Origin of the sequence: Terrabacter sp. 2YAF2, from assembly GCF_052114705.1 — a bacterium.
GTDB lineage: Bacteria > Actinomycetota > Actinomycetes > Actinomycetales > Dermatophilaceae > Terrabacter.
Genome location: NZ_JBFRFG010000019.1, coordinates 55,609 through 80,909 on the forward strand (window position 1 = coordinate 55,609; position 25,301 = coordinate 80,909).

General features: G+C 71.2%; 18 protein-coding genes. 10 read left to right on the forward strand and 8 right to left on the reverse strand.

Annotated elements, in window-relative coordinates; all coding sequences use genetic code 11:
* Position 1: 1 nt before the first annotated feature.
* Together AB4030_RS18160 and pseB are read right to left on the reverse strand one after the other, a co-directional pair.
* Positions 2 to 1,132: a DegT/DnrJ/EryC1/StrS family aminotransferase gene (locus AB4030_RS18160; RefSeq protein ID WP_442280611.1), complete on the reverse strand. Its 1,131-nt coding sequence runs from the start codon at positions 1,130 to 1,132 to the stop codon at positions 2 to 4.
* Position 1,133: 1 nt separating this feature from the next.
* Positions 1,134 to 2,117, reverse strand: coding sequence for a UDP-N-acetylglucosamine 4,6-dehydratase (inverting) (gene pseB, locus AB4030_RS18165; RefSeq protein ID WP_442280612.1), 984 nt, complete (start codon positions 2,115 to 2,117; stop codon positions 1,134 to 1,136).
* Between the two features lie 112 nt (positions 2,118 to 2,229).
* Between pseB and AB4030_RS18170 the strand changes: the two genes are divergently transcribed.
* Complete coding sequence (locus AB4030_RS18170; RefSeq protein ID WP_442280613.1) at positions 2,230 to 2,958, forward strand: cytidylyltransferase domain-containing protein; 729 nt, start codon at positions 2,230 to 2,232, stop codon at positions 2,956 to 2,958.
* A gap of 53 nt (positions 2,959 to 3,011) precedes the next feature.
* A complete protein-coding gene (locus AB4030_RS18175; protein ID WP_442280630.1) occupies positions 3,012 to 4,514 on the forward strand; it encodes a GNAT family N-acetyltransferase in 1,503 nt (500 codons plus the stop codon).
* Here the strand turns inward: AB4030_RS18175 and pseI are convergent.
* Positions 4,498 to 5,568: a pseudaminic acid synthase gene (gene pseI / locus AB4030_RS18180; RefSeq protein WP_442280614.1), complete on the reverse strand. Its 1,071-nt coding sequence runs from the start codon at positions 5,566 to 5,568 to the stop codon at positions 4,498 to 4,500. The genes AB4030_RS18175 and pseI overlap by 17 nt on opposite strands.
* Before the next feature lie 110 nt (positions 5,569 to 5,678).
* On the opposite strand from pseI, the gene glf reads away from it, so the two are divergent.
* From glf to AB4030_RS18200, 4 genes are read left to right on the forward strand one after another with little or no spacing between them, the layout of a single operon-like run.
* Entirely contained in the window at positions 5,679 to 6,866 is a 1,188-nt protein-coding gene (gene glf / locus AB4030_RS18185; RefSeq protein WP_442280615.1) for a UDP-galactopyranose mutase, read from the forward strand.
* Positions 6,863 to 8,785: a glycosyltransferase gene (locus AB4030_RS18190; RefSeq protein ID WP_442280616.1), complete on the forward strand. Its 1,923-nt coding sequence runs from the start codon at positions 6,863 to 6,865 to the stop codon at positions 8,783 to 8,785. The genes glf and AB4030_RS18190 overlap by 4 nt, the downstream gene beginning before the upstream one ends.
* The gene (locus tag AB4030_RS18195; protein WP_442280617.1) at positions 8,782 to 9,612 is read left to right on the forward strand and encodes an ABC transporter permease; all 831 of its coding nucleotides are present in this window, start codon (positions 8,782 to 8,784) and stop codon (positions 9,610 to 9,612) included. The genes AB4030_RS18190 and AB4030_RS18195 overlap by 4 nt, the downstream gene beginning before the upstream one ends.
* Entirely contained in the window at positions 9,609 to 10,748 is a 1,140-nt protein-coding gene (locus AB4030_RS18200; RefSeq protein WP_442280618.1) for an ABC transporter ATP-binding protein, read from the forward strand. Before AB4030_RS18195 ends, AB4030_RS18200 begins: the two co-directional genes overlap by 4 nt.
* A 72-nt stretch (positions 10,749 to 10,820) precedes the next feature.
* Here AB4030_RS18200 and AB4030_RS18205 read toward each other — a convergent pair whose 3' ends face one another.
* Positions 10,821 to 12,947, reverse strand: a complete 2,127-nt coding sequence (locus tag AB4030_RS18205; protein ID WP_442280619.1) for a DUF6541 family protein — start codon at positions 12,945 to 12,947, stop codon at positions 10,821 to 10,823.
* Positions 12,948 to 13,016: 69 nt separating this feature from the next.
* On the opposite strand from AB4030_RS18205, the gene AB4030_RS18210 reads away from it, so the two are divergent.
* Together AB4030_RS18210 and AB4030_RS18215 are read left to right on the forward strand one after the other, a co-directional pair.
* A complete protein-coding gene (locus AB4030_RS18210) occupies positions 13,017 to 14,882 on the forward strand; it encodes a glycosyltransferase family 2 protein (RefSeq protein WP_442280620.1) in 1,866 nt (621 codons plus the stop codon).
* A gap of 170 nt (positions 14,883 to 15,052) precedes the next feature.
* Complete coding sequence (locus AB4030_RS18215; RefSeq protein WP_442280621.1) at positions 15,053 to 17,083, forward strand: SpoIID/LytB domain-containing protein; 2,031 nt, start codon at positions 15,053 to 15,055, stop codon at positions 17,081 to 17,083.
* A gap of 78 nt (positions 17,084 to 17,161) precedes the next feature.
* Here AB4030_RS18215 and AB4030_RS18220 read toward each other — a convergent pair whose 3' ends face one another.
* The 3 genes from AB4030_RS18220 to AB4030_RS18230 all read right to left on the reverse strand — a co-directional run bounded on the left by AB4030_RS18220 (position 17,162) and on the right by AB4030_RS18230 (position 20,673).
* Complete coding sequence (locus AB4030_RS18220) at positions 17,162 to 19,072, reverse strand: N-acetylmuramoyl-L-alanine amidase (RefSeq protein WP_442280622.1); 1,911 nt, start codon at positions 19,070 to 19,072, stop codon at positions 17,162 to 17,164.
* A gap of 160 nt (positions 19,073 to 19,232) precedes the next feature.
* Positions 19,233 to 19,871 carry a CoA transferase subunit B gene (locus AB4030_RS18225; protein WP_442280623.1) on the reverse strand — a complete coding sequence of 213 codons (639 nt, stop codon included), beginning with the start codon at positions 19,869 to 19,871 and terminating at the stop codon, positions 19,233 to 19,235.
* Between the two features lies 1 nt (position 19,872).
* On the reverse strand, positions 19,873 to 20,673 hold the full coding sequence (locus AB4030_RS18230; protein ID WP_442280624.1) for a CoA transferase subunit A: 801 nt from the start codon (positions 20,671 to 20,673) through the stop codon (positions 19,873 to 19,875).
* 299 nt (positions 20,674 to 20,972) lie between these two features.
* Between AB4030_RS18230 and AB4030_RS18235 the strand changes: the two genes are divergently transcribed.
* Complete coding sequence (locus tag AB4030_RS18235) at positions 20,973 to 22,910, forward strand: peptidoglycan-binding domain-containing protein (RefSeq protein WP_442280625.1); 1,938 nt, start codon at positions 20,973 to 20,975, stop codon at positions 22,908 to 22,910.
* Between the two features lie 12 nt (positions 22,911 to 22,922).
* Here AB4030_RS18235 and AB4030_RS18240 read toward each other — a convergent pair whose 3' ends face one another.
* Positions 22,923 to 23,666: a TIGR03089 family protein gene (locus tag AB4030_RS18240; protein ID WP_442280626.1), complete on the reverse strand. Its 744-nt coding sequence runs from the start codon at positions 23,664 to 23,666 to the stop codon at positions 22,923 to 22,925.
* A 141-nt stretch (positions 23,667 to 23,807) separates the two neighbouring features.
* Here AB4030_RS18240 and AB4030_RS18245 point away from each other — a divergent pair.
* Positions 23,808 to 25,301: glycosyltransferase family 4 protein (locus tag AB4030_RS18245; protein ID WP_442280627.1), on the forward strand; the 1,494-nt coding region annotated here is incomplete at its 3' end.

Below are 25,301 nucleotides of genomic sequence, written 5' to 3' on the forward strand. Positions count from 1 at the left end.
GTCAGGCGCCGACGAATCCACGGACGAGGTCGCTGACGCGGTCGACGTCGCTGTCGGTGAGGTCCGGGAAGAGGGGGAGCGAGATCTCCTGGGAGTAGTACTCCTCGGCGACGGGGCACATGCCGCGCTGGTAGCCCAGGTCCTCGAAGTAGGGCTGCCAGTAGACCGGGATGTAGTTGACCTGCACCCCGATCCCGTGGCCGCGCAGGTGGTCGAAGAGCTCACGCCGGCGACCGTCGAGGATGCGCAGGGGGTAGAGGTGCCAGGCCGGGACCGCACCGCTGCGGTGCGCCGGACGCCGGAGCACGTCGATGCCCTCGAAGGCCGCGTTGTAGCGGTCGGTGATCTCCTGGCGGCGGGCCACGAACTCGCCGAGCCTCGTCAGCTGGCTCGAACCGAGGGCAGCGAGCACGTCGGGAAGGCGGTAGTTCAGCCCGAGCTCGGGCATCTCGTACCACCAGGCGCCCTCGTCGGGGTGCCGCAGGCGCTCCTGCTCGCGCACCATCCCGATGCCCTTGAACGTGCGGGCGCGCTCGAGCAGTGCCGGGTCGCGGCTGACGACGGCGCCGCCTTCGGCCGTCGTCAGGTTCTTCGTCGGGAAGAAGGAGAACGTCGTGACGTCGGCGAGCGAGCCCACCGGGGTGCCGTCGAGGGAGCCGCCGACGGAGTGGGCGGCGTCCTCGAGCACGATGGCGCCCACATCGTGGGCGGCGCGGGTGAGGCCGGCGGCGTCGATCGGGTGACCGGCGTAGTCGACACCGGTGACGACCTTGGTGCGCTCGGTGACCGCCGCGGCCGCGGCCTCGGGGTCGAGGTTGCCGGTGTCCGCCGAGACGTCGGCGAAGCGGACCTTCGCACCGAGCACCGAGGCGCAGGTCGCGGTCGCGAGGAAGGTCAGGGGCGTCGTGACCACCTCGTCGCCAGGACCGACGCCCGCAGCGGCATACGCGACGTGCAGGGCCGCGGTCCCGGAGGTCACCGAGACGGCGCGACCCGACAGGCCCGCGACCGCCGCGATGTCGGTCTCGAAGCGCTCGACCGACGGACCCGTGGTCAGCCAGTCGCCGCGGAGCACCTCCGTCACCGCAGCGACGTCGGCCTCGGTGATGGACTGTCGGCCGTACGGGAGCACCTCAGACCTCCGTCTCGAGGATGCTCACCATCTCCTCACCGCTGAACCACTGGTCGTTGGTGTCGGACGTGTAGTGGAAGCCGGCGGGCACCGGGGTGCCGTCGGCGGGCGCGGTGTAGCCCCAGGAGGCGATGTCGGGCTGGAGCACGAAGCGGTCACCGATGCGCAGCGCACGGCGGCCCTCCTCGGCCGAGATCATCTCCTCGTGCAGCTTCTCGCCGGGGCGCAGGCCGATCTCGTGCATCGCAGCGCCGGGGGCGACCGCCTGCGCCAGGTCGGTGATCTTCATCGACGGGATGCGGGGCACGTACAGCTCGCCGCCCTGCATCATCTCGAAGGAGTCGGTGACGAACTTGACGGCCTGGGGGAGCGTGATGAAGAAGCGCGTCATCCGGAGGTCGGTGATGGGCAGGGACTCGCCGGCCTCGGCAAGACGGCGGAAGAACGGGATGACCGACCCGCGGCTGCCCATGACGTTGCCGTAGCGCACGACGCAGAAGCGCGTGGGGTAGGCGGCCGCGTAGTGGTTGCCCGTGATGAAGAGCTTGTCGGCCGTGAGCTTGGTGGCCCCGTAGAGGTTGATCGGGGAGGAGGCCTTGTCGGTCGAGAGGGCCACGACCTTCTTGACGCCCGTGTCGATGCACGCCTCGATGACGTTCTGCGAGCCCACGACGTTGGTCTTGACGAACTCCCACGGGTTGTACTCCGCGGTGTCGACCTGCTTGAGCGCGGCAGCGTGCACGACGTAGTCGACGCCGTGCATGGCCCGACGCAGGCGGTGCTCGTCGCGGATGTCGCCGATGAACCAGCGCAGCCGCGGGTCGTTGTCGAACATCTGCCGGGCTTCGTACTGCTTGAGCTCGTCGCGGCTGAAGATCACGACGCGCTTCGGGTCGTGGTTGGCCAGAAGCTCGGTGATGAAGGCCTTGCCGAACGAACCGGTCCCCCCGGTCACGAGGATTGACGAACCGGTGAGCAGCGACATGTGGCCTCCTTGGGCAGCACGGACGAAAGGCGCACTGATGCGCGCGCCAGCAGTCAGGCTACCGTCTGCGGGGCGGGACAATCGCACCGCTGAAACGCCGTCGAGGAGGACCATGCGCGTCATTGCCGTCATCCAGGCCCGGGCCGGGTCGACCCGGCTGCCCGGCAAGGTGCTCGAGCCGCTGGGCTCCCTGACCGTGCTGGAGTGGGTGATCCGTGCGGCACGCGCGGCGCGTCTGGTGGACACCGTCGTCGTCGCCACGACGGTCGAGACGGTCGATGACGCCGTCGCCCGGGCCGCCGAGGCAGCCGGTGCGCTCGTGGTCCGTGGCAGCGAGGACGACGTCCTGTCGCGCTACCTGCTCGCCGCCGAGGAGCACCCCTGCGACGCGGTCGTGCGGCTGACGTCCGACTGCCCCATGCTCGACCCCGAGGTGATCGACCTCGTCGTGTCGACGTGGCTCGGCGCCCCGCACCTCGACTACGTGTCGTCGGTTCTCGTGCGGACCCTCCCGCACGGCATGGACGTCGAGCTCGCGACGACGGACGCGCTGCACCGGGCCGACGCCGTCGCCACCGCCCACCACCGCACCCACGTCACCTCGGCGATCTACACCGACCCCGAGGCCTTCGACGTCGTCGGCCTCGTCTTCGCCCCGTCGGCGGCGGAGCTGCGCATCACGCTCGACACGCCCGAGGACCTCGAGGCGCTACGGGCCCTCGTGGCGGTGCGCGGGGACGGCATCGCCCACCGCACCGAGATCCTCCGCGTCATGCGCGCCCATCCCCACATCGCGCAGCTCAACGCCGAGGTCGTGCAGAAGCCGCTCGAGGCCGGCTGATGCGGGTGCTGCTCCGCTGCGACGGGGGCCCCGGCGTCGGCGTAGGGCACGTGATGCGCAGCCTCGCCCTGGCCGAGGAGGCCACGTCGCGCGGCCACGAGGTGTCGCTTGCCGGCATCGTCGAGGGTGACCTGCTCACCCGTGCCGTGGCCGGCTCCGGCCTGTTCGTCCACCCGGTCGCCGGGCGGCTGGGCGACTCGGGCGACCTGCCGGACCGGGCCGTGTGGGACACGCACGACGTCGTCCACGTCGACAGCTACACCGTGTCGAGCGCCGTCCGCGAAAGCCTCGGAACCGGTCCCGTCCTCAGCGTCATGCACGACGGTCACGACGGCCGGCGATCCGCGGACCTCGCCATCGACCCCACCCTCGGCGCCGAGGCCACCCCGGCTCCGGAGGACGCAGCCTGGTCGGTGCGGGGCGGGCGGTGGGTGCCGCTGCGTCCCGCGATCCGCCGCCTGAGCGGGAGACACCCGGACCGCTCGACGGGCGATCGCCTGGACGTGGTCGTCGTCATGGGCGGCGCCGACCCGGCCCGGTGCGCCCCTGACGCCGTCGCCGCGGTGCAGGCGGCCGCGACGCGTGCCGGCGTCGCGGTCGACGTGCTCGTCGTGGCGAGCCCGGAGACGCGCGACCGGCTCACCGCGATGACGGAGCGGCCCGGCGCCACCGTGACGGTCATCGACCCGACACCCGACCTCGCCTCCCGTCTCGCCGTGGCCGACCTCGTCGTGAGCGCGGCGGGCACGACGGTGTGGGAGCTGTGCGCGCTGCGCACGCCCATGGCGCTCGTCTGCGTGGTCGACAACCAGCAGACCGGCTACGACGAGGTGATCAGGCGGGGGATGGCCGCCGGCCTCGGCACGCCGGCCGACCTGTCCGCGGAGGAGACGACGACGACCCTCGCCGACCTCCTCGGGGACCCGGCGGCGCGGGCGGAGCTCGCCGAGACGGCCGACCGGGTCGTCGACGGTCTCGGTGCATGGCGCATCGTGTCGGCGTGGGAGGCCCTCGTGACCGGGGCGCGGCCGGCAGCGCAAGGAGGGACCCCACGGCATACGGCCCCCCGGGATGCCTCCGGCATGTCGGTGCGGCCGGCGACGGTCGACGACGCCGACCTGCTCCTCGAGTGGCGCAACGACCCCACGACCCGGGCCGCCTCACGCACCAACGAAGCGATCGCACGCGCGGACCACATGCGGTGGCTGGAGGCGACCCTGGCGCGTGACGACCGCCGCCTGCTCGTCGCCGCCGACCACGCCGGCCCGGTCGGCACGGTGCGCTGGGACCGGGAGGCCCCGGGGGAGTGGGAGGTCTCGATCACCGTCGCCACCACCCGCCGGGGCGCCGGCCTCGCCCGTCCGCTCCTGCAGGCCGGGGAGCGGTGGCTCCTCGAGGCCGCCGACCGGGCGGAGGTCGACGGCCTCTCTACTTATCTGGCGGTCGTCCACGACGACAACGTCTCGTCGAGGCGCCTCTTCACAGGGGCGGGCTACCTGCCCGACACCCCCGCGACGTCGGAGGGTTTCGCGCGCTACCTCAGGCTCGCGCGCTGAGGTGGTCCCAGCTCAGGGCCGTCCCGCGACGGACGCCGCGGACGAACCTCAGGCCGGAGACCGTCGCCATCATGTCCGGCGCGAGCCCGCCCGACGGGCGGATCGAGCGGACGTTCGTGCTCGTGACGGGGTCGCCCTCGGCGACGTCCTCGACGACGTAGAGGGAGCGGCGCAGGGCCAGCACTGCCTTCTCGGCGTCCGTGGGTCCGAACCGCGCGGGCGACACGGCGCGCTGGGCCGCATCGGTCTCCGTGACGAGGGCGGCGAGCTCCTCCGGCTCCAGCGAGAAGTCGGAGTCGACCCCGCCGTCGGCGCGGCGCAGGGTCACGTGCTTCTCGAGGACGCACGCACCGAGGGCGACGGCCGCCACCGAGACCCCGATGCCGGGGGTGTGGTCGGACAGGCCGATCGGAATGCCGAAGGCCTGCTCGAGCGTCGGCACCGAGAGCAGGCGCGCGTCGTCTGGTGAGGCGGGGTAGGCGGCCGTGCACGCGAGCAGCACGATCTCCTGGCAGCCGCCCTGGCGGGCTGCGGTGATCGCCGCGTCGATCTCGCCGAGCGTGGCCATGCCGCTCGAGATGATCATCGGCTTGCCCGTCGCCGCCACGTTGCGGATGAGCGGGAGGTCGACGAGCTCGGCAGAGGCGATCTTGTAGCAGGGCGCGTCGAGCGACTCGAGCAGCTCGATGGCCGTCACGTCGAAGGGGCTGGAGAAGGGGATGAGGCCCCGCTCGCGGGCCCGGGCGAACATCGGCTCGTGCCACTCCCAGGGGGTGTGCGCCTCCTCGTAGAGGTCGTAGAGCTGGCGACCGCCCCAGAGCCCGTGCCCCGCATCGACCCGGAAGGGCGGCTCGTCGGACCGGATCGTCAGGGTGTCGGCCGTGTACGTCTGGAACTTGACGGCCTGGGCCCCCGACTCGGCGATCGCGTCGATGAGGTCGAGAGCGCGCTCGAGGGAGCCGTTGTGGTTGCCGGAGACCTCCCCGATGACGAAGGGCCGCTGGCCGGGACCGACCTGCTGACCGGCGATGGTGATGGGGCGGGGTCGTTGCATGGGCCCCAGCCTAAACCGCCGAAGGGGAGCCTCCGCGTGGTCCTTCGGGCGTCGGGAGGGTCCGGAACGATCGGATAGCCTGTCCCGGACCTCAATCACAAGGAGCATGTGTGGACGCGGACCTCGTCGTCGTCGGATCCGGACTTTTCGGCCTCACGGTCGCCCAGCAGTGTGCAGAGCGCCTCGGACGCAAAGTCGTCATCATCGACCGGCGCTCACACATCGGCGGCAACGCCTACAGCGAGAACGAGCCGGAGACCGGGATCGAGGTGCACCGCTACGGCGCCCACCTCTTCCACACCTCCAACCAGCGGGTCTGGGACTACGTCAACGAGTTCACGAAGTTCACGAGCTACGTGCACCGTGTCTACACCTCCCACCAGGGCGAGGTGTACCCCATGCCGATCAACCTCGGCACGATCAACCAGTTCTTCCGGGCCGCCTACACCCCGGACGAGGCCCGGGCCCTCATCCGCGAGCAGGCCGCCGAGCTCGGTGACAAGGTGCCCGACAACTTCGTCGAGAAGGGCGTCTCGCTCATCGGGCGCCCGCTCTACGAGGCCTTCATCGCCCACTACACCGCCAAGCAGTGGCAGACCGACCCGGAGAAGCTGTCGGCCGACATCATCAGCCGCCTCCCCGTGCGCTACACCTACGACAACCGCTACTTCAACGACACCTACGAGGGTCTGCCGGTCGACGGCTACACCGCGTGGCTCGAGCGGATGGCCGACCACGACCGGATCGAGGTCAAGCTCGAGACCGACTTCTTCGACGCGAGCCAGCCGCTGAACAAGGACAACGTCATCGGCAACGTCCCCGTGGTCTTCACCGGGCCGGTCGACCGTTACTTCGACTACGCCGAGGGCCGCCTCGGCTGGCGCACCCTCGACTTCGAGGAGGAGGTGCTCCAGGTCGGTGACTTCCAGGGCACCCCGGTCATGAACTACCCGGACGCCGACGTGCCGTACACGCGCATCCACGAGTTCCGGCACTTCCACCCGGAGCGGGCGTACCCCACGGACAAGACGGTCATCATGCGCGAGTTCTCGCGCTTCGCCGAGGGCGACGACGAACCGTACTACCCCGTCAACACCCCTGCCGACCGCGACGGGCTGCTGAAGTACCGCGACCGGGCGAAGGGTGAGCGGGGCGTCCTCTTCGGCGGCCGCCTCGGCACGTACAAGTACCTCGACATGCACATGGCCATCGGGGCCGCCCTGAGCATGGTCGACAACAAGCTCGAGCAGCACTTCACGACGGGTGCAGCCATCGAAAGCGGAGGAGTCGACGAATGACGGACACCGACACCATGGCCCACACCGACTCGGACGACGGGCAGCACGCCGCGACGGACACGCTGCTCGCGAGGGTGGTCCTTCCGGAGAGTGACGTCTCACCCGACCTCGTGCCCGTCTACGCCCGCTCCGGCACCGGCATGGACAAGACGTCGGTCGAGGGTTTCGAGATCACCGGTCGCAGGTCGCTGACCATCGACAAGGGCACCGTCGTCACGTTCGACAGCTTCTTCAACGCCTTCCCGGCCGCCTACTGGCGCCGCTGGACCTCGCTGTCCGACGTCATCCTCGAGGTGACGGTGGAGGGCGACTGCCGCATCGACGTCTACCGCTCCAGCGGGGCCGGCCGAGTGACCCACGACACCGCACGCGTCGTCCGTGGCAAGGAGACGGTCCGCCTCACCCTGCCCATCGAGAAGCGCTTCGCCGACGGCGGCTCCTACTGGTTCGGCATCCGCGCCCTGACCGACACCACCCTGGTCAGCGCCTCGTGGCACGCGCCCGAGCCGATCGAGGTCCGGGGCGCCACCATCGGCATCTGCACCTTCAACCGCACCGACGACTGCGTCGCGACCATGGCGCGGCTGATCAGCGACCCCGAGAGCGTGCGCCACGTCCGCGAGGTCGTCGTCGTGGACCAGGGGACCCAGCTCGTCTCCGACCACCCGGACTTCGAGGACGTGTCCAAGGCCTGGGAGGGTCGGGTTCGCGTGGTCCGTCAGCCAAACCTCGGCGGCAGCGGCGGCTTCAGCCGGGCCATGTTCGAGGTGCTGCAGAACGAGTCCGCGGGTGACGTCATCCTCACCGACGACGACATCAGCCCGGAGCCGGAGAGCTTCCACCGGGCGATCCTCTTCGCCGGCGCCTCCGGTGGCCGGGTGCTCGTCCACGGGCACATGCTCGACCTCTGGGCGCAGTCGAAGCTGCACAACACCGGCGACCTCGTCGACCGCTCGACCTTCCGCACCAAGGCCGTCGCAGACGACCTGCAGGACATCGAGCTGAGCGAGGTCACGCTGTGGAAGGAGCCGGGGCTCAGCAACCGCTTCGAAGCCGACTTCGGCGGCTGGTGGATGTGCCTCATCCCCCGTGAGGTCATGGCCGAGATCGGTCTGGCGATGCCCGTCTTCATCAAGTGGGACGACGTCGAGTACGGCCTCCGGGCGCGCGCGGCCGGTCACCCGACGATCACCCTCCCGGGCGTCGCCGTGTGGCACCAGCCGTTCTACCTCAAGGACGTCCAGACCGACTGGACGGCCTACTTCGAGTGCCGCAACCGGATGCTCACGGCCATCGTGCACGGACAGCCGGACGAGGTGCGCTCCACGATCCGCGACAACCTCCGCATCGTCACGAAGAACCTCCTGACGATGAACTACTCCGCGATCGAGCTGGGCGCGCTCGCGCTGAGCGACCTGCTCCGCGGCCCTGAGTACATCGCCGACGACCTGCCCACCGTGATGCAGCGGATCCGTGAGACCCGTTCGCTGTTCCCGGACGCGCGGGTGCTCGACTCCGTGCCCGAGGACTTCAGCTCCACGCTCAGCCCGGTCGACGTCGACCGGTTCACCCGCAGGCCTCGAGGCAAGGTCGACGGAGCCGGAAAGATCCTCGGCGCCCTCGTCGCGACGGCGAAGCGCGGTGTGGTCCGCAACCGCACCAAGCAGGACGCAGACCTCTCCGGCCTCGTCGCCCACTGGGCCGTGCTCGCCAGGCTGGACCGCGCCATCGTCTCCACCGCGGACGGCGCAGGGGTCTCGATGCGCGTGCGTGACACCGAGACGATGCGCCACCAGCTCCGCCGGGTGGCCCAGCTGCACGTCGAGATGCTGCGCCGCGTCGACGAGCTCCAGAAGACCTACCAGACAGGGTTCGCGGGCTGGGTGTCCGCGGACGCCTGGCGCAGGTACTTCGAGTGACGGTGCAGTCCCGGCCGCTGACGACCCTGCGGGACCTCGTCCCGGCCAGGGAGCTCTTCACCAACCTCGTCCAGCGGGAGCTGCGGGGCAAGTTCAAGACCACGGCGCTGGGTTGGCTCTGGTCGCTGGCCAACCCGGTCGCCCAGGTCATCATCTTCACGATCGTCGTCAAGTTCATCTTCCGGGTCGAGCCCGAGACCGGCGTCAACGGTCTCAACTCGTTCCCGGTCTGGGTGCTCTGCGGGATCATCACGTGGAACTTCTTCACGACCGGCGCGACCATGAGCATGCTGTCGCTGACGGGCAATGCCAACCTCGTGCAGAAGGCGGCGTTCCCGCGGGCGCTCCTCGTCGGGTCCGCGACGGCGGCTCAGGGCGTCACCTCGCTCATCGAGTTCGCCGTCCTGCTGGTCCTGCTCGTCGTCCTAGGCGCCATGCCCTTCCTGTGGCTGCCCCTCGCGCTCCTGGCGCTGCTGGCCGTCCTCGCGTTCACCACCGGGATCGGTCTGCTCCTCTCGATCGCCAACGTCTACTTCCGCGACACGTCGCACCTGATGGTGATCGTCTTCCAGCTGTGGTTCTACGCGACGCCGGTGATCTACCCCTACGAACACCTGACCAAGGTCGTGACCAACGAGTGGGTGTTGCTCCTCTACAAGGCCAACCCGATGGTCTCTGCGGTGAACATCGTGCGTGACGCGCTCTACTACCACCGTTGGCCCGGTGTGGCCTCGGTGGGCTACCTCGTGGTCGCCTCCGTCGCCGTGCTCGTCATCGGCTGGGCCGTGTTCCGCCGCTTCGAACCGCGTCTGGCGGAGGAGATATGAGACAACCGGCTGTCTCCGTCCACGACGTACACAAGGGCTTTCGGCTCTACCACGAGCGCAACGCCTCCCTCAAGAGCGTCCTCCTGCGCGGGAGCCGGTCCAACTTCGAGGTCTACGAGGCCCTGAAGGGAGTGACCTTCGAGGTCGAGGCCGGGCACACCTTCGGCCTGCTCGGAGGCAACGGGTCAGGCAAGTCGACGATGCTCAAGTGCATCGCCGGCATCCTCGTCCCCGACTCCGGCACGATCCAGACGCGCGGACGCGTCGCCTCCCTGCTCGAGCTCGGCTCCGGCTTCCACCCTGAGCTATCCGGGCGCGACAACGTCTTCCTCAACGCCTCGATCCTCGGGCTGTCCCGCAAGGAGACCGCTGCACGTTTCGACGACATCGTCGACTTCTCCGGCATCCGGGAGTTCATCGACTCTCCGGTGAAGAACTACTCGTCGGGCATGTACGTCCGACTGGGATTCTCGGTGGCGATCCACATCCAGCCCGACCTCTTCCTCGTCGACGAGGTGCTGGCGGTCGGCGACGAGCAGTTCCAGCGCCAGTGCGCCGCGAAGTTCGGCGAGCTCCAGACCCAGGGCACGACGATCGTGCTCGTCACCCACTCGATGGGGCAGGTGCGCGACCTGTGCGACTCCGCCCTGTGGCTGGACCGGGGCGCGCAACGGGCGCTCGGCGACGCGGGCACGGTGGTGTCCGCCTACCTGGACGAGCAGGACCGGCTCGGCTCGTCGCACGAGGTCATCGGGCCCATCGCCATGGACCTTCGCGACGACACCGACCGAGAGGTGACCGACGTCGCCTCCGGCACCCCGCTGACTCTTCGCGTCGAGGCACAGATGAACCAACCCGTGGCGACGGTGAACCTCCGGGTCGAGCTCCTCGACGACCGGGGGCTGCCCCTCGTCGACGGCTCGCAGGACGTTCCCGTCGTCGGCGGGTCCGCCCGCGCCTCGGTCGACCTGCCCGGCCTGCCTCTCCAGGCCGGCGAGTACGTCGTCCGCGCGTGGTTCGATGCCGAGGGGCAGGAGCACGCCTCGTGCGCGTCCTACCACTTCCTCGTCGAGGGGGGCGGCAAGCACTTCGCCCTGCTGTCCACCCCGCTCCGGTTTCAGCCCGCCGAGTCCTGAGGGCTGCCCGACGCAGTCGGGCAGCGTTCGGCCGGCGCTCCGGCAGCGCTCGGGCAGCTGGAAGCGCCCGGCTCAGCTCCAGCCGCAGGCGTGGATGCGGTAGAGCGTGGACTGCCCGCTGCGTGCCACCACCTCGAAGGTGCTCGACGGCTTGACGGCCGTGACACCGGCCCAGAACTTGACGGCGGGCTCGTTGACGAACTCAGGCGGCCCGCTCGTGATGACGTAGCGCGCGTTGAGCTGCCTCGCGGAAGCGCACGCCTGCGGGTCGTCGGCGATGCGGTCGACGTGCAGCGAGAGGTACTTCGCGGCATCGCTCGGGGAGGACGCGATCGAGTACGTCACGACGGGAACGCCGCTGAGGGCGTAGATGAGCGGGCTGCCGTCCCAAGCGTTGTTGACGATGCGCTGGTCGGCAGGGACGTAGCGCCCGAGGGTGGAGAAGAACGCCTGCTCCTGCCGGGTGATCAGGGCGTTCTTGTTGTTGTCGTTGCTCACCGGGAACGTGCTCTGGAGCACCTCGATGCGCGAGTCGCGGTCACTGAGCCCACTGGCCCAGAGGAAGGCGCCGAGACCCAGGACGACGGCGAGGGCGCTGGCGGTGATCGTGATCCGGGGCGTGAGGCGGAGCGACGGCGCTCGGTCGGCGAGGAAGCGGACGGCGGGCCGCAGCGCCACGAGCAGCCGATCGCAGGCTGTCACGGCGCCCAAGGTGGCGAGCATGACCGCGGTGACGATGAGGAAAGCAGCGACGCGGTGCCGGTCGTGGTACCAGAGGCCGCTCAGGGCGTTGCCGAGCGGGTCGCTCGACTGGGTCGAGGCGTAGAGGACGACCCACGCGACATAGGCCGTGACGAGCCAGTGCCGGCGCGTGCGCATGGCGGCGATGATGCCGCCGAGGACGAGCACGGTGACGGGGACGAAGGCGGTGTTGACCCACGGGGTGGACGTGGCGTTGGTGATCGCCTCGCCCACTGCCTGGGGCACCGACTCGACGCGAGGCCAGTTGAACTGCACCATCTGCTGGACGGCGCTGGTGTGGTAGGCCAGGGCCGTGGCCAGCGGCGCGACGACTAGGGTGGCCACGGTGCGCACGAGCACCCCGCGCGGCGGCCACACCCGCAGGATCAGCCAGTCGATGGCCGTCGTGGCGGCGGCGATCACGAGCATGAGCGCCGCCGAGAAGATGGTGTTGGGGTGCGCGAGGATCATCGTGGGCACCGCCACGACCAGAAGCACGTAGATCTGCGGGCGCGTCAGCAGCGGCACCCCCGCGCTGTCCGGTCCGGCCAGTGCCAGCCCGGCGGTCGTCTCGTCGGACTCCGGGCCGGACTCGGCGTACGCGCTCGTGCTGACGCGGGAGCGGTGGCCCCCGTTGCGCACGTCGAGACGTGAGCTGGCGCGCTGGTCGAGCCACTCCAGCACGAGCGCCAGCAGCGCCGGGAAGAGGGCAATGGCGAGGATGTTGGGCAGCACCCCGCTCCACGTGAACATGAACGTGGGGAAGGCGACGAAGGAGGCGGACAGCACGCCGCTCCAGAGCGTGACGCTGGCGCGCTGGGTGATCAGCTGGTTCGCGAGGAGCACGCAGCCGGCCGTGAAGGCTGCCAGCATCGCGACGTCCATCGCGTTGATGGCCACCGGCACGGACGCGCCGGTGAGCTCGGCGACGGGCACGGTGAAGCCGTGCCACAGGGAGGGGTAGAAGCCGCGGAGGTGGTCACCGAGGCCGCCGATCTCCGCGAAGCTGAACGGGTTGACGTTGCCGGTGTCGATGCCCCAGCGCACGTGGTTGGCCTGGTAGGGGACGTCCGGTGCCTGCGGGAACTCGTCGGGGACCGCGACGCCGCGGATGTAGCCGAAGGCGGCGATGAGGAAGCCGCCGCCGATCCCGAGGCACCAAAGCAGCGCCAGACCGAGGTCGGGGCGCAGCCGTGCGGCGCCGGCGAGGAGGCGCACGGCCACCGCGACGAGCAGCGCGGCCGCGAAGCTGACCGCCAGCAGACCCAGCCCGTATGCCGCCACGCCGAACCCGTTGAGCAGCTCGGCCAGGGCGACCACAGCACCCGACAGGAGCGGGGCCAGGCCGATGGCTACGGGTAGCCTGAGGCCCATGAGGAGCCCGACGATCCCCCCGGGGGCGAAGAGAAGGCCCAAGGCCACAAGAATGGCGGGGGTGGCCTCGTGCCAGTTCGTCATGAAGGCGAGGAGATCTCTCGTTGAGGGCGCGGACGGTCGCCTCATGCTACAAGCCGCCCGCAGCGCCTCGTGACCGCGGTCCCCGGGGGTGGGCACGGTGACGAGGACGCGACGTGGACGGTCGTGCAGCGTGGGCTGGTGCCGGACCCGCACGCCCCGGCTGGTGCCGATCCCGTGTACGTGCGCGGGGCGCACCTGCCGGCAGGGCGTCGTGACGTCCTCTCGGTGCCACCGGGCTCGACGCTCGGTCTCGACACGTATGCGGGCGGGTTTCCCGCTCACGGCTGGCACGAGCTGACCGGTCGGCGACAGGGGCGCTTCCGCGCGCAGCTCGCCGGCCACGGCAGCCTGCGCCTCTTCGGCGTCGGGCCCGGGGGAGGGAGGCGCCTGCTCGACGAGTGGCAGGTCGCCGGCACCAGCCTTACGTGCGAGGCGGCCCTGCGCCTTGACGGTCCGGACGAGTGGGTCTGGGCCGAGCTCACCTCAGGTGCCCCGTCGGGGGTGTGCGCCTCGGCGCTCACGTACGAGGTCGAGGGGCCGGTCCGCGCCGTCAGCATCGGCGCGGTCATCACGACCCTCGACCGTCCGGACTTCTGTCTCGCCGTGCTCGCGGCCCTGGCCCGGGTCGATCCGGGGGTGCTCGACCGTGTCGTCGTCGTCGACCACGGCAGCACGCCGGTGAGCCAGTCGGCCGGTTTCGCCGAGGTCGCCGGGCGGCTGGGAGACCGGCTGGCGCTGATCAGCCAACCGAACCTCGGCGGCTCGGGAGGGTTCTCGCGCGGCATGGCCGACCTGCTCGCCCCCGGGCCTGACGGCTCGGCCGGCGCCATCACCCATGTGCTGCTCCTGGACGACGACATCGTCCTCGACCCCGAGGTCGTCGAGCGCGCCGCGGCCGCGGCGGCACTAGGACACGACGGGCTCGTCGGCGCCCACATGCTCTACTCCAGCGCGCCGACCATGCTGCACTCGACCGGCGAGGTCATCGACCCCCGGGCCTTCATCTGGCGCACCCCTCCGGACGGGGCGGCCCTGGTCGACCTCGGCGAGCAGCCCGCGTCCAGCGTCCCCGCGGTTCGCCGCTCACACGTCGTCGACTACTCCGGTTGGTGGATGTGCCTGGTGCCCGCGGACCTCCTGCGGGACTCGGGTCTGAGCATGCCCTTCTTCATCAAGTGGGACGACGTGGAGCTCGGCCTGCGAGCCCGGAAGCTCGGCCGTCGGACCCGGACGCTCCCCGGCATCGGCGTGTGGCACGTCCCCTGGGTCGACAAGGACACCGCGGTCGACTGGCAGGTCTTCTACCTCACCCGCAACCGGCTGGTCACGGCCGCGCTCCACGGCCCCGCGCTACCCCTACGACTGGTCGTCGGCGTCGCCGCGCGAGCCGCCGAGCACACCGTCACGATGGCCTACGGCGCCGCGGACCTCGCACTCGAGGGGCTGAGGGCCTTCGGCGCGGGTCCGGAGGCACTGGTCGCCGAGCAGTCCCGCGGTCTCGGCGCCGTGCGCGAGCGCCAGGAGCGCTTCCTGCGGACGACGGCCGGCGAGCCGGATCGGTCGCGCCCGACCCCCGCCCTTCCCGACGAGGGCCCCGTCGCGGCGAGCGTTCCCGAGCGGAGCAGTCTCGGCGGGGCGCTGCTGCGCGCGTTCGTCTGGGCGCCGGCCCAGCGGCATACGACCCTCGTCCCACTTCGGGACGCAGACGTGGCCCGGCTCGGAGGGCTGGACCTGGCGACGATCGTCAGCCCCACCGGTCAACCCCATCCGGCGCGGGTGCGCGACCGGAGGCTGGCACGTCGCCAGCTGTGGGCCATCGGCACCGAGACGGCGCGGGTGCTGGTCCGCTGGCGGCGGCTCCGGGCTGACTACCGGCGGGAGTCCACCACGATGACCTCACCGCAGGCGTGGGACGGCATGGTGCGCGCGGGCTGATCCCGTCGAGCTCCGGGGAGCGTGCGACCGGGTCGTGCAAGCGTTTCGATGCGTGCCGTATGTCACGATTGAGTCCCAATTGACCCACATGTCGGTAGGGCGTGGAGCGGGTCCGATCCAATGGCCACCACGGGGGGAGGGCTGGCCTGCTCCGACGTCGAAGGAGAGTCATGTCAGGTGTCAGGGTCTTCCGCATGGGGGTCGCGGTCGCGATCGCCCTGTTCGTCGGGATGCCTCCCGCCGAGAGTCACGCCGACTCTCTGTCGCTGCCGTCGACGGGCAGCGTGGAGATCAGCGGACGCGGGTTCGGTCACGGGATGGGGATGTCCCAGTGGGGCGCCCAGGGGGCGGCCCTGCAAGGGCTGACGTGGTCACAGATCATCGCCTTCTACTTCCCCGGCACGACCCTCGCGAGCCAGGGCGACCCGGCACTGCGGATCGGCATCACGGCCGACACCGACGGCGCGACCGAGGTGGTCGCGGCCCCGGGGCAGACCCTGCGGGTGGGCAGCGACGCGGCGACGCCGTTGCCGACCAGCCCGACGACGACGGCCTGGCGCGTGACCCGACGGGGGGCCGGGCTCACCGTCAGCTCCTGGGACCAGACCGGCGCCGCCTGGGTCGAGTACACCCCGCCGGGGTATGCCGCGGGCGCGGCGCTGCCGACTCCGGTCGTCTTCGACAACCCGACCACCCATCGGACGCGGCTCACGCTGCCCGGGGGCGTCCGGCGCGACTACCCCGACGCCATCGGCGCCGCCGTCAACGGCAGCGGGTTGAGCACCTTCAACGGCACGACGTTCGAGCCGTACCTGGTCAGCGTCGTGGGAAGCGAGATGCCGACCTCCTGGCGTGCCGAGGCGCTGCGCAGCCAAGCCGTCGCCGCGCGGACGTACGCGGCCTACGAGAAGGCCCACCCGCGATGGGGCTCCGCGTATGACGTCTGCGACTCGACGTCGTGCCAGGTCTACCGCGGTCTCGCCGACTACCGCTCGGACGGCAGCCTCATCAGCGACTACCGCAACGCTGCCGTCACCGCCGCGACGACCGCCACGGCGGGCATGACGGTGCGCTACGCGGGGGCACCCGCGCTCACGATGTTCTCCTCGTCGAACGGCGGCTGGATGGTGGCCGGCAGCGTGCCGTACCTCGTCGCCCAGCCGGACCCCTACGACGCGTCGACCTCTGGCTCGACCTGGTCGATCAGCGGGTCGACCGGCTTCCGCAGCAAGCTCGAGAGCGCCTACCCGGCCATCGGTTCGCTCCGGGACGTCGTGCTGACTCGGGACGGCCACGGCCAGTGGGGTGGCCGGGTGCTCTCGGCCGACCTCGTCGGGACGTCTGGCACCGCCTCGAAGGTCTCCGGCGAGCGCATCCGCTCCCTGCTCGGCATCCGGTCCAACTGGTTCACCCTGACCGACGTCGACCACCTGCGCCGTGACCTCACCGGCGACGGCCAGCCGGATGTCCTGGGCGTCACTCCGAGCGGCCTGCTCATGCGGCTGCCGGGGAAGGCTCCCGCGGCGGGCGTGGGCTTCGGCTCAGGTACGTCTCTCGGGCCGGGGTGGCAGACCCTCGACATGCTCCAGACGGCGGGAGACCTCGACGGGAACGGCCGCGCCGACATCCTCGGCCGCGTCCGGGCCACCGGGCAACGGGTGTGCTACCCCCTGTCGGCCGTCGGCACCATCGGCACGCGGGTGCCGGTTCGGGGGGACTGGTCGGCCTACGGCGAGCTCATCGGGGTCGGTGACCTGACCTCCGACGGCCGGGCCGACTTCATCTCCCGGCGCAGCGACGGCCGGCTCATGCTCTTCCAGGGCGACGGCACGTGCGGCGGGTGGACCACGTCGGTGGACCTCGGCCCCGGCTGGAACGCCATGGACGTGATCATCGGCGTCGGTGACGCCAACCGGGACGGGAACGCCGACATCATCGCGCGCGAGCGTGCCACCGGCACCCTGTGGCTCTACACCCGGGACGGCGTCTCCCGGTGGACCTCGCGCGTCGACCTCGGAGGCGGATGGAACGCGATGACCCAGCTCGTGCCGGTCGGTGACGTCGACGGCCTCGGCGGCGCCGACGTGCTCGCGCGGGACTCCTCGGGCCAGGCCTGGCTCTACCCCGACCTCGGTGGTGGCGTCTGGAAGGGCCGCAACGCCGTGGCCCTGCCGCCGAGCAGCTACGTGGGACTCAACTGACCGACGCGCATGCGTGAGGGGGTGCGCCTGGTCGGCGCACCCCCTCACGGCATTCTGGTGTCTCGGCCCGGGCTGGGCTCAGCCGAAGGTGATCGCTCCGGTGACGCGGTTCCACCGCAGCACGCCCTTGGTGAAGCTCTGCTGGGCTCCGTAGGTCGTCTTGACGACGTCGCCCTTCGGGGTGCCCATGCTGCCGGTGAGGAAGCCTCGCTGCCGGTAGAAGTAGTCCATCCCGCCCTCGGTGTGCACCGTCTGGCCGGTGGCCGTGTTGTAGTAGACGGTGCCGCCTTGGAAGTGCTGCTGCCAGAAGCCGGCGACAAGGCTCATGCGCTCGGCCGGCATCCCGAGCACCCCGTAGGAACCGTTGGCCCGTGAGACCCAGTAGCTGCGCACGGCCCCCTCCGTCCAGGTGCCGATCCCCGTTCGGCTCATGGTTAGAGTCTTGCCACGGTCGAGCTCCACGTACCAGCCAGCCGGTGTGGCGAGCTCGTCGGTCCACGGGTAGCCGCCCCAGTTCGTCCAGCCGAGCTGGCGCCACATGCCGTCGAGACCCGGGCCCATCCAGCGCACGCCGAACCGCGGCGTCGTGTAGAAGCGTGCCCCGCCGGAGGCGACCGTCTCGTTCATGCCGGCGCCGACGGCCGTCTCCGCCATCCACACCGGCCCCCACTTCGGCGCACCGCCGGTGCTGGCGTAGCGCGAGTAGAGCGGGCTCGAGGTGTAGGAGATCAGCTGTGACACCCGGGTGCGCAGGCTGGGCAGGAGCGCGTACAGGTTGGTGCCCGGGCACTCGGTGAAGTTCACGTCCCGGTGCCCGATGATCATCGGCAGGGTGTAGGTGCCGACGTTCGGGTAGCGCGTCGTCGCGGCCCCGCCGTGCCACTGGGTCGTGCCGGTGCCGTTGCGGTAGACCCCGCTGAGGCGCCAGGCGATGACGCGGGCCAGGATGTCCATGCCGGCCGCGGTCGGCGTCGCCGTCATGTAGTTGCCGAGCATGGAGACGCCGAAGCTGTCCTCGTTGAAGCCGAGGGCGTGGGCCCCCTGCACCGCCACGTTGAGTCCGCCGTAGCGGCCCTCGAAGGCCTGGCCGTACTTGTCGACGATGACGTTGTAGCCGATGTCGCACCACCCCTGGACCTTGGTGTGGTAGGCGTAGATCGATCGCACGATGGCGGCGGAGTCGGCCGCGGTGTAGTTGTTCGAGCCGGCATCGTGGTGCACGACGACGCCGTTGACGGTCCGGCCGACGGTCGGGATGCAGCCGTTCCGCAGGGACTCGTCGGCCCCCCACTGGGCGCGGGTGCGGATGACGGGCTTGCTGGTCAGGGCCACCGCGCTGCCTGCAGGCGCGACGCTGGGCGCGTCAGCCGGCGAGGCGCCGGGGTCGATCTCGTCGATCCGGGCGTGCGCCAGTCGTGCGTCGCCCGCCGGGAAGCGGAGCTGGACGGTCGTGGCGTCACCGATCCACATCGGGTCGGTGGCGTGGCGCCCCGACGTGCGACCCCCGGAGTCGACCATCATGGTGTCGGCGACGGGGGTCCAGGACGACCAGGTGCCGTCCTTCTGCTGGGTCCGCCAGGCAACGGCCAGCACACTGCCGGGCGCGACGTCGGCGGGCCACGAGAGCCCGACGAGCTTGCCGTGGACGGGGATGTCGACCGTCTGGTCAGCGGTGCCGAGCGGCGCTGCGGGTGCAGCGGGTGCCGCAGCCCGGGCGGCAGTGCGCGGAGCCGCCGCCGACGGCGACGCGGCAGCCGGAGCAGCCGACTTGGCCGGCGTGGCGGAGCCGGTGACCTGGGCCGCGCGAGCCCGCAGCTCGGCGTCCGGTGCGGCAGCTCGGGCGTGCGGCCGCAGGACGGACAGGTCCGTGCTCGAGACCGCCGTCTTGACGGGGTGCGGGCTCGGTGCGGCGTCCGCACCTGCGCCGCCGAGTGCGGGGGCGAGCGTCACGGTGCTCGCCACCAGCAGACCGCAGGTGCTGCGCGCCATCCAGACGCGGGGTTTGAAGGTCGATTTCGTACGGGTTTTATCGGTCATATCGCCAGATCCATTCGCGTCAGGAAACGTGACCGATGCTACATATGGGATCAAAGTGGCGAAAGTCGAAAGTGGGACAATAAGCCGTATTGGCCAACCTGTGATGTGGCGTTTACCCCAGGTCGACCACGAGGTCGGGCTCGGTGCGCTCGCGCACCTGCTCCTCGCTGACCCCGGGTGCGAGCTCGCGCAGCACCAGACCGGCCGGCGTGACGTCGAGGACGCACAGGTCGGTGATGATGCGCTGCACGACGCCGCGGCCGGTGTAGGGCAGCGAGCACTCCTTGACGATCTTGTAGGAGCCGTCCCGGGCGTTGTGCTCCATGAGCACGATGACCTTCTTGGCGCCGTGGACGAGGTCCATCGCGCCGCCCATGCCCTTGACCATCTTGCCGGGGATCATCCAGTTGGCGATGTCGCCGCCCTGGCTGACCTGCATGGCGCCGAGGATGGCGGCGTCGACCTTGCCGCCGCGGATCATCCCGAAGCTCGTGGCGGAGTCGAAGAAGGCGGCACCCTTGCGCAGGGTGACGGTCTCCTTGCCGGCGTTGATGAGGTCGGGGTCCTCGTCGCCGTCGAGGGGGTAGGCGCCGACGCCGAGGATGCCGTTCTCCGACTGGAGCACGATCTCGACGTCGTCGGGCACGTAGTTGGGCACCAGGGTCGGCAGCCCGATGCCGAGGTTGACGTAGGCGCCGTCACTCAGCTCGGCGGCGGCGCGGGCGGCCATCTGCTCACGGGTCAGTGCCATCTCAGGCCTCCTGCTCGGTCTGGGTCGAGGCGACGCGCGGACGGACGGTGCGGCGCTCGATGCGCTTGTCCGAGGCCTGCTCGGGGGTCAGCGGCAGCACCCGCTGGACGAAGATGCCCGGCAGGTGGATCTGGTCCGGGTCGAGCTCACCCGGCTCGACGAGCTCCTCGACCTCGGCGACCGTGACGCGGCCGGCCATGGCACAGAGCGGGTTGAAGTTGCGGGCGGACTGGTTGAAGACGAGGTTGCCGTGGCGGTCACCCTTCGCCGCCCGCACGAGGCCGAAGTCCGTCGTGATGGCCTGTTCGAGGACGAACGTCTTGGTCTCACCCATCCACTCGAAGTCCTGGGTCTGCTTGGGCGGGGAGGCGACCGCGATGTTGCCGGCGTCGTCGTAGCGCCAGGGGAGCCCGCCGTCGGCGATCTGGGTGCCGACACCCGTCATCGTGAAGAAGGCGCCGATGCCGGAGCCGCCGGCGCGCAGCCGCTCGGCCAGGGTGCCCTGCGGCGTCAGCTCGACCTCGAGCTCACCGGAGAGGTACTGCCGCTCGAATTCCTTGTTCTCACCGACGTAGGAGCTGATCATCCGACGGATCCGCTTGTCCCGCAGGAGGATGCCGAGTCCCCAGTCGTCGACGCCACAGTTGTTCGAGACGGCCTCGAGACCAGTGAGGCCGGCGTCGTGGATGGCTGCGATGAGAACGGAGGGGATGCCGCAGAGGCCGAAACCGCCGACCGAGAGCGACATTCCGTCGCTGATCCCGGCGATGGCCTCCTGGGGGGTGGAGACGACTTTGTCCATGGCCGGACTCTATCCACGTAGGTGGCCGGGGGTGGCGTGGGGTCGCCCCACACGACGAGCCCGACGTGTGGTCGCCGAGCACGTATGCCGGCCGGCCGGCATACGTGCTCGGCGTCGGCTTGGAGCAGCGGACGTCATGCAGACGAATGACAGCGGTGTCATTCCCGGCGGATGAGAAGAACAGGCTTGTAATTCGCTGGAACGCCTTGTGATGGCTGTGACTGGAGTGCATAAATGGGGCGGCAGTAAACCCTTTTTGACCCAGAATCAACCCCTCCCGGCCTGACAAGAGGTTCACCATGGCCCTGCGCCGACGCCCGCTGTGGCTGGCCGTCGCACTCCCTGTGCTCACGGTGCCCCTGTGCGTGTCCTCCGCGGCAGCGGTCCAGGCCCCGCCGACCCGGCCGTTGCCCGGCGGCCTCGACGTCTACGTGCCCTACCAGGCCCAGACGCTCTGCGACCCGGTGCCGCGTCCCGGCGTCGTGGCCTTCGCCCGGCTGATGACCTCGCACTACGGGATGGGCTCGCTGGGCCTGATGGGTCGCACCTGCGGCCACGACGTCTCGGAGCACTACGACGGCCGGGCGTGGGACTGGATGCTCAACGTCAAGAACCCGTCGCAGGAAGCCGTCGCGCAGTCCGTGCTGACGTGGCTCACGGCACCGGACAAGAACGGCGTCAAGGGCGCCATGGCCCGCCGCTTCGGGATCATGTACATCATCCACAACAAGAAGATGTGGCGGTCCTACGCCCCGGAGCGCGGGTGGGCCCCCTACTCCGGCTCGTCGCCGCACACCGACCACATCCACTTCAGCTTCAACTACGACGGCGCGGCCGGTCGCACGTCGTGGTGGACGGGCGTCCCGACGCGCAGCTACCTCACCTCCCTGCCGCCGGCCGGCGCGACCCTCCCGACGACCCCGCCGAAGCCGCCCACCACGCCCACGACCCCGGTGCCGCCCAAGCCCGGCGCGCTCTCGCCGGGCATGCGGTCCGAGGCGGTGCGCCAGCTGCAGGCGCGCCTCGGCAACCTGCCCACCACCGGCTTCTTCGGGGACCAGACCAGGGCCAGGGTCATCGCCTACCAGGCGTTCGTGGGCCTGCCGCGGACCGGCGCCGCCGACCTGACCACGCAGGCGGTCCTCGCGTCTCGCGGCTGGAGGAGCGTCACGGCCGCCTACCCGACCCTGCGGCTCGGCACGACCTCGACTGCCGTCCGGACGTTGCAGGCGAAGCTCGGTGCGCTGCCGACGACGGGCTTCTACGGGAACCAGACGACGGCGCGGGTCAAGGCCTACCAGAAGTTCGTCGGGCTGCCGCAGACCGGCGTCGCCGACCCGGTCACGCAGGCCCGGTTGTGGGTACGCGGCTGGACCGGCGCGACCGCGGCCCCGGCGCACGCGCCCGCGCCGAAGACCTACCCGACCCTGCGGCTCGGGATGACCTCGGCCGCCGTCAGGACGTTGCAGGCGAAGCTCGGTGCGCTGCCGACGACGGGCTTCTACGGGAACCTGACGACGGCGCGGGTCAAGGCCTACCAGAAGTTCGCGGGCCTCCCGCAGACCGGTGTGGCCGACTCCAGGACCCAGCTGAACCTCTTCGCCCACGGTTGGTCGGCCACGGCCAGGACGGTGGCGCTCCTGAGCCCGCCGCAGCCGGATCCCCTTGACAGCACAGCAATGCCGATGGTTCCGACGGTGGTCACCGCGGACCTGCGCACCACGACAACCGGGAGGAGTTCTGCCATGACTGTCTACGCCAGCATGTCGTCACGCACCAGCGCCGGGGTTGCCAGCGTCGACGTCGGCACGAGCTACACCGCCTACAAGAGCCTGACGCTGGCGACCGGGTCGCGCGGCGCTGCCGTGCGGGTGCTGCAGCGGGCCCTCGGCGGCCTAGCCGTCGACGGCGTCTTCGGGACGGTGACCCGCGACAAGGTCGTCTCCCTCCAGCGCTCGCTGGCCCTGCCGCAGACGGGCGTCGTGACGGCTGACCTCTGGGACGTTCTCGAGGCGCGCGACTTCCCGTTCGTGGCCGACCGGTCGACGGTGCTGCGCGCGGGGGACACCGGCCCGCAGGTCATGGCGGTGCAGCGGCTGCTCGGGGTGAACCAGACGGGTGTCTTCGACCTCGCGACACGTGAAGCCGTCAAGGTGGCGCAGGCGCGTGCCGGGCTGGCGAGCACCGGCGTGGTGGCGTCCCGCACGTGGTCGCTCTTCGACCGGCTGTCCGCCTGAGTCCCTTGCGCCTCAGGCGTTCTCGCGTGCGTCGACGCTGACGCCCTCGGCCGCGAGACGGTCGCCCAGATCGCCGCGCCCACCGCGCACGAGCACGATCGAGCCGTCGGCCGCCCAGGCGGCCAGCGCCTGGCGCAGCACCTCCTCGAGGCCGCCCGCGAGGGCGACTCGAGGCGACGGGCCCCAGTCGGCGACCGCCGCGACGAGGGCCCCGTATGCCGTGTCGGCCCCACCCGCGGCCAGAGCGACGTCGTCCGGCTCGGCGTCGGACATCGGGGAGAAGAGGTCACCGTGGGTGGACAGCTCGCGTGCCTCGTCGACGGCGCCCGGCGCGTCGCCGGCCTCAGGGTGGCTGCGGGCGAGCGCGGGAAGCGAGACGAGGACGGCGTCGCCGCCGTGGCCGGCGGCCGCAGCGGGGGAGTCGGTGATGAGGACGTCGGCCCCCGTGGCTGCGTCGCCGACGACGACGGTGGCACCGACCGACCACGTCGCCAGGGCCCAGTAGAGCGAGCGCCAGTGCGCGGGAAGGTCGAGGCCGACCGTCGTGCCGGGGCCCGCCGCGGCGTCGTCCTGCAGGAGGTTCGCGGCCTTGGACACCCAGTTGGCGAGGACGCGCGCGCTGAGCTCGATGCGCTCACCCTCGGTGGGCCCGGTTAGGTCGTCGTACCACGTGAGGCGCGGCCGCCCCGGGTCGGACGCCACCATCCGCACCAGCACGTCACGGGGCGGGACCGTCGTCATGCCGTCCGTCGTCATGCGCCCCAGCGTAAGGGGGGCGCCGGCGTCGTCAGCACGCGTCGACCCGCGGCGACACCCCGTCGGCACGCCCCCCCGACACGCGAGGGCGGGACGACAGCACGCCCAGCGGCATACTCCGGGAACTAGAGTCGGAGCACCATGACGGATGCGTTGCCACAGGGCTCCCCGGTGCGGGGCCACCGGTCCGCCGCGACTGCCGGAGCCTCCCGCCACCTCGAGCGTGCGGCCGGGACGGACGACTCGACGGGATCGGCCGCGCTGCGCATCGCCATCGTCGGTCCGACCCACCCGCACAAGGGCGGGGTCGCGGCGCACACGACGATGCTGGCCCACCACCTGGTGGAGGCCGGGCACGACGTGACGCTGGTCTCGTGGGCGCACCTCTACCCCTCAGGGCTGCACCACGCGGACGCGTCGGTGCCCGACGGCCAGCCGGAGGTGCCCCCCTTCCCGCGGACGATCCGCGCGCTCAGCTGGGCTCGCCCCGACACCTGGGTGCGCGCCGGACGGCGCCTGCGCGAGGTCGACGCCATCCTCGTCGTCCACGTGATGCCCGCGGTCGTCCCCGCGCATCTCGTGCTGCTCCGGGCCGCCGGCGCGGTGCCGGGCGCGCCCGGCCCTCGACCGCAGTCGGTGGTCGTGTGCCACAACGTCCTCCCGCACGAGTCGCACGTCGGCGACGCCCGCCTCATGTCGATGCTCTTCGCGCGGGTCGACTCGGTCCTCGTGCACGGCGCGGACCAGGCGCGGGTGGCGCACGACCTCGGCGCCCGTCGGGTGTCCGTGGCCGAGCTGCCCCCGCACCTTCCCGGCGGGGACCCCGTCGCGCGGGGCCAACGGCTCGGTCCCACCCGGTTGCTCGCTCTCGGACTCATCCGCGAGCACAAGGGGATCGACGTCCTCCTGCGCGCCATGCGGTCGGTCCCCGGCGTGACGCTGACCGTCGCCGGTGAGATCTGGGGCGCCAACCGCGACGTCATCACCGACCTCGCGGCCGACCCTGCACTCGCGGGCCGGGTGGAGATCCGCGAGGGCTACGTGCCCGCCGACGCGCTGGCCGCGCTGCTCGCAGACCACGACGTCCTCGCCCTGCCCTACCGGTCGGCGACGGCGTCGCAGAACGTCATCCTCGGCCACGCGCACGGTCTGCCGGTGCTCGCCTCCGACATCGCGCCGTTCTCGCAGCAGGTGGTCGACGGCGTCAACGGGCTGCTCGTCCCGCCCGAGGACGAGCGCGCCCTGGCGGGCGCGCTGCGCCGGCTCAACGACCCTGAGGTGCGGCGCCGACTCGCCGAAGGGGTCCAGACGCCGGACCTGTCGGGACCGTGGGCGCACTACCTCGGCACGCTCGAGGCCTTGTCCGTCGACGAGAACGTGCTGCTCGGCGCCGCCGCCGGGTGGCCGTATGCCGCCGTCTCCGGCCCGCTCCACGGGGACGGTCCCGAGGACGACCTCAACGACGACCTCAACGACGACCTCGACGACGACCTCGACGACGACCTCGACGACGACCTCGACGACGACCTCGACGGCGACCCGGACTCCGCGTCGCCGGGCGGCGGCCGGGTGGGGAACCCGGTGGGGGCGCCGGGGGCGGTCGCCCGCGGCCGACGTCTCGTCTCGGGCGCGGCC

Excerpts from the sequence above, each read along its gene's own strand:
- pseB (WP_442280612.1), bottom strand. The coding sequence starts at position 2,117 with ATGTCGCTGCTCACCGGTTCGTCAATCCTCGTGACCGGGGGGACCGGT.
- AB4030_RS18170 (WP_442280613.1), top strand. The coding sequence starts at position 2,230 with ATGCGCGTCATTGCCGTCATCCAGGCCCGGGCCGGGTCGACCCGGCTG.
- AB4030_RS18175 (WP_442280630.1), top strand. The coding sequence starts at position 3,012 with ATGCGCAGCCTCGCCCTGGCCGAGGAGGCCACGTCGCGCGGCCACGAG.
- pseI (WP_442280614.1), bottom strand. The coding sequence starts at position 5,568 with ATGCAACGACCCCGCCCCATCACCATCGCCGGTCAGCAGGTCGGTCCC.
- AB4030_RS18190 (WP_442280616.1), top strand. The coding sequence starts at position 6,863 with ATGACGGACACCGACACCATGGCCCACACCGACTCGGACGACGGGCAG.
- AB4030_RS18200 (WP_442280618.1), top strand. The coding sequence starts at position 9,609 with ATGAGACAACCGGCTGTCTCCGTCCACGACGTACACAAGGGCTTTCGG.
- AB4030_RS18205 (WP_442280619.1), bottom strand. The coding sequence starts at position 12,947 with ATGACGAACTGGCACGAGGCCACCCCCGCCATTCTTGTGGCCTTGGGC.
- AB4030_RS18215 (WP_442280621.1), top strand. The coding sequence starts at position 15,053 with ATGTCAGGTGTCAGGGTCTTCCGCATGGGGGTCGCGGTCGCGATCGCC.
- AB4030_RS18220 (WP_442280622.1), bottom strand. The coding sequence starts at position 19,072 with ATGGCGCGCAGCACCTGCGGTCTGCTGGTGGCGAGCACCGTGACGCTC.
- AB4030_RS18225 (WP_442280623.1), bottom strand. The coding sequence starts at position 19,871 with ATGGCACTGACCCGTGAGCAGATGGCCGCCCGCGCCGCCGCCGAGCTG.
- AB4030_RS18230 (WP_442280624.1), bottom strand. The coding sequence starts at position 20,673 with ATGGACAAAGTCGTCTCCACCCCCCAGGAGGCCATCGCCGGGATCAGC.
- AB4030_RS18235 (WP_442280625.1), top strand. The coding sequence starts at position 20,973 with ATGGCCCTGCGCCGACGCCCGCTGTGGCTGGCCGTCGCACTCCCTGTG.
- AB4030_RS18240 (WP_442280626.1), bottom strand. The coding sequence starts at position 23,666 with ATGACGACGGACGGCATGACGACGGTCCCGCCCCGTGACGTGCTGGTG.